Origin of the sequence: Serratia sp. H1w, from assembly GCF_000633355.1 — a bacterium.
Taxonomy (GTDB): Bacteria; Pseudomonadota; Gammaproteobacteria; order Enterobacterales; family Enterobacteriaceae; genus Chania.
In genome coordinates, this window is sequence record NZ_AYMQ01000150.1 from 1 (window position 1) to 4,357 (window position 4,357).

Genomic DNA, 4,357 nt, shown 5'->3' on the forward strand with positions numbered 1-4,357 from the left:
GAATTCAATCGGTATTGACAGAAAAGCTCCTTTAACCGCTAATCCCCTGACCCATCAACGCCAATGCGTGACTGATGATGGTCTCGGTGGACACTCCCTTCATCCGTTCGTCTGTACGTATACGGGAAAACGGCACCAGAACCAGACTAATCAGCGTGGTGATCAGCAACTCTGGCGACAAATCACGGTTCAGTTTCCCTACCCGTTGCCAGAGCTCCACGGTCGCCAGCATTTCACGGTACTTGTCGTCACCAAAGCGGGCATGCATATGCTGGCGAAGCACGGGCATTTCGCCGATCATCTCCTGCATCCACAGCGGCGCAAACCACGTATGCCGCTCAGCAATTTCCGCCAGTGCCTGTACCATCAGCGTAAACGAGGCGATCGGATCGTCAGGATGCGCAACAAAAATGGTGCTGATCCGGTTGCGTAACGGCATAAAACGTTCTTCCAGCAAGCAGTCAACCAATGCGTCGCGGGAGTCGAAATAATAATGCAGCATCGCAGGTGTGACGCCCGCCTCTTTGGCAATGGCATTCAGAGAGACTCGGGCTATCCCTTGTCGAGCAAACAGTGCCAGAGCGATATCCATCAGTTGTTCCCGATTGGCAGTATCGGGCTTCTTCCCCTTAGGGCGGCCCGGGCGGCGTGGCGCAGTGAAATGATCTTTTTGTGCTGTCATCTGTTGGCGGTCCCTTGACTTGGATCGAAACTTCTTCAAATATTAATTATATATTTAATTAATTTCAACAGAGCGCTGCTATGAAGAATCAACTTCAGCACGTACCGACAACGGGCGTAAAATCGATCCGTCTCCTCTTCAGTGCACTGCTGCTGGTAATGCTGTTATCCGCATTGGATCAAACCATCGTTTCGACAGCGCTACCGACCATTGTCGGAGAATTGGGGGGGCTAGACAGGCTGTCCTGGGTGGTGACAGCCTATATTCTGACATCCACGATTGTCGTGCCGTTGTACGGGAAGTTTGGCGATGTGTATGGCCGCAGGCGGGTGCTGCAAATCGCGGTTGTTTTGTTTCTGGCAGGATCTGCGCTGTGTGGTCTGGCGCAAAATATGACCCAGTTGGTGATCATGCGCGCCTTGCAGGGCTTGGGCGGCGGTGGATTGATGGTGATCAGTATGGCAGCAGTAGCCGATGTCATCCCTCCCGCCGAACGCGGGCGTTACCAGGGATTATTTGGCGGAGTATTTGGCCTTGCCACGGTAATCGGCCCGTTGATCGGCGGTTTTATCGTGCAGCACACCTCCTGGCGCTGGATTTTTTACATTAATCTGCCATTGGGGCTGTTTGCTCTACTGGTAATCAGTGCCGTTTTTCAGGGCAATAGCACCCGCAACCAGCATCAGATTGACTGGTTGGGGGCTATCTACCTCAGCCTGGCATTACTGTGCATCACTTTATTCACGACTGAAGGCGGAACCCTACGCGAGTGGAGCGATCCACAATTATGGTGCATTCTTGCTTTTGGCATTGTGGGCATCATCGGCTTTATCTATGAGGAACAGCGGGCGTTCGAGCCGATTATCCCATTATCACTGTTTCGCGAACGCAGCTTTTTGCTCTGTAGTCTGATCGGTTTTATCATTGGTATGGCGTTATTTGGGGCAGTGACTTTCCTACCGCTTTACCTGCAGGTAGTCAAAAACGCTACGCCAACCGAAGCTGGGCTGCAACTTACCCCTTTGATGGGTGGCCTGCTGCTCACTTCGATTATCAGTGGACGCATCATCAGCCGCACCGGCAAATATAGATTATTCCCAATTGCAGGAACGCTATTAGGTACTCTGGGTATGGTGTTGCTGACGCGCATCACCATCTACTCTCCAACCTGGCACCTCTATCTGTTTACTGGCCTGCTGGGAATGGGGTTGGGACTGGTGATGCAGGTATTGGTATTGGCAGTGCAAAACTCGGTAGCAGCGAACATGTATGGTGTCGCGACCTCAAGGGTAACACTATTCCGTTCAATTGGCGGTTCTCTCGGTGTGGCGTTGTTTGGTGCCATATTCACCCACAAGCTACAATCAAATCTCGCCTACCTGTTGCCTGAAGGCGCTGCAATCCCACAGGGTATGAACCCGGTGGCGATACAACACCTGCCGGACACTCTGCGTGCAGATTATCTCAGCGCCTTCGGTACGGCCATTCATGGTGCATTTATGATGGCAGCCTGCATCATGTTTGTGGCATTTGCCTTGTCGTGGTTCCTACGAGAAATGCCGCTTAAAACATCCTCCAATTGATATCTCAATGGGCGCAGCATGCTGCGCCCCTGAACTAAGCTTGCCAGCAGTCTCAAGCATAACCGGCAGTCACCACTCCAATTAACTCGTTGAGGGCGGATACTCAACATTATCAACATGATGCGCCAATCTGGCACAACCCAGCAGGTTAAGGGTATAATCCTGTACATTATTTCACTGATTTCAGAAACCAACATGACAAAACTCACCTTACAAGAGCAACTGCTTAAAGCTGGATTGGTAAACAGTAAAAAACTGGCGAAAGTGGAAAGAACGGCTAAAAAATCGCGAGTTCAAGCTCGTGAGGCCAGAGAAGCGGTGGAAGAAAACAAAAAAGCCCAGGTTGAGCGTGATAAACAGCTCAATGAGCAGCAAAAACAGGCCGCCTTGGCTAAAGAATATAAAGCTCAGGTAAAGCAGCTGATTGAAATGAACAGAATTGTTATTTCAAATGGCGATATTGGTTATAACTTTACCGATAATAACTTAATTAAAAAAATCTATGTCGATAAAGCGACCCAAGCTCAGTTGATTAGTGGCCGTCTTGCCATTGCTCGTCTGATCACCGATAAGAACCCTGATGGCGAATACGCGATTATACCCGCGGTCGTGGCCGATAAAATTGCACAGCGTGATGCGAGCAGTATTGTATTAAATGCCGAGCTAAGCAAAGAAGCTAAAGATGAAGAAGATCCGTACGCCGACTTTGTCGTGCCTGATGATTTGATGTGGTAAGCAATACTCAAAAGTCAGTCGCTGCTCTTGCGTGGTTCCCTTGCCCTGATCCAGGGCAAGTACCAAACAACTCCCCGTACTTTCACTGACATCCAGACCATACGGATCGCTAAATATCGCCTCACACTCAGTGAAAACACATATTCACAGGCGTTATCTTCCCGTTTGTTCAGAACAATACGCTAAATGACCTCGCCAACTGGATTCACCTTCCTTTTAAATCCCTACTATCTATAGTGATTCTCAACGCCTAAGGCCAATTTTCCAGGAGAATCAGTATGACCAGCACGCAAACGGAACTCCCTCATCGGCTTCAACAGCTCAAAAATGCCTATCTGCAAGTAAAACCCTCTATCGTTATCCACCGTGCGTTGGCCTACACCGAGGTCGCCAGGGATTTCCCTCATCTTCCCAAAGATCTACAGCGAGCAAAAGGCTTTCGCCGAGCTTGTGAAACGGCTCCGATACTGATTCAGGATCATGAACTTATCGTAGGGCATCCTTGTGGCAAAGCCCGTGCTGGAGCCTTTTCTCCCGATACGGCATGGCAATGGGTGCGTGATGAACTCGATACTATCGCTACCCGCGAGCAGGCTCCGTACTTCATCAGCGATGAGGATAAACGGACCATGCGCGAGCAGATTTTCCCCTTCTGGGACGGAAAATCTGTTGCCGAAGCCTGTGAAAAACAGCTCCGGAAGGCTGGGATCTGGGAGTTTGGAGCCGAGGCCTGCATCAGTGACCTCACCTATCACGTCTTCAGCGGCGGCGGCGATACCAGCCCAGGTTACGACATCATTCTGTTTAAAAAAGGGATATTGGGCATTAAAGCCGAGGCTGAAAGCCATCTGGCGGCCATTTCATCCGCTGACAGCGACAAGCAGTCTATCTCTTTCTATCAGGCGGCAATTGAGTGTTGTGAAGGGATCCTGACTTACGCTGGCCGTATCTCAAACCATGCCCGTACTCTGGCAAGCCAAGAGCAGGATCCGCAACGAAGGGCTGAATTGGAAACCATTGCCGATATCAACGCACGGGTTCCGGCTCATCCTCCTCAAACGTTCCATGAGGCACTCCAGGCAATCTGGACGATCCAGTCACTCTTTCTACTGGAAGAGAATCAATGCAGTACCTCACTTGGCCGCCTTGATCAGTACGCCTGGCCTTGCTACTTGGCCGATAAACAGTCCGGAAGGCTGAGCGAACAACAAGCTTTAGAGCTGATGGGCAGCTTTATTATCAAATGCTCGGAAATGATCTGGTATACGCCCGAAGCCACCGCCACCTATTTTGCTGGCTATATGCCGTTTCTGAACCTGTGTGTAGGGGGGGTGAATGTAATGGTCTAATGATTCCG

Annotated in this window: 3 protein-coding genes and 1 pseudogene; 3 read left to right on the forward strand and 1 reads right to left on the reverse strand. The window is 50.4% G+C overall.

All coding sequences use genetic code 11. The annotated features are described in order from the left end of the window. Nucleotides 1-31: 31 nt before the first annotated feature. Nucleotides 32-682, reverse strand: coding sequence for a TetR/AcrR family transcriptional regulator (locus tag U869_RS0127455; protein ID WP_025123923.1), 651 nt, complete (start codon nt 680-682; stop codon nt 32-34). 80 nt (nt 683-762) lie between these two features. Here U869_RS0127455 and U869_RS0127460 point away from each other — a divergent pair, with 80 nt between their 5' ends. The 3 genes and pseudogenes from U869_RS0127460 to U869_RS0127470 all read left to right on the forward strand — a co-directional run. Beyond that, nucleotides 763-2,265 (forward strand): MDR family MFS transporter, encoded by a 1,503-nt coding sequence (locus U869_RS0127460; protein WP_025123922.1) that lies wholly within the window; start codon nt 763-765, stop codon nt 2,263-2,265. 195 nt (nt 2,266-2,460) lie between these two features. Then, nucleotides 2,461-3,000 carry a DUF2058 domain-containing protein gene (locus U869_RS0127465; protein ID WP_025123921.1) on the forward strand — a complete coding sequence of 180 codons (540 nt, stop codon included), beginning with the start codon at nt 2,461-2,463 and terminating at the stop codon, nt 2,998-3,000. Nucleotides 3,001-3,281: 281 nt separating this feature from the next. Further along, a pseudogene (locus U869_RS0127470) lies at nt 3,282-4,331 on the forward strand (pyruvate formate lyase family protein); the annotation flags it as partial. Between the last annotated feature and the right edge of the window lie 26 nt (nt 4,332-4,357).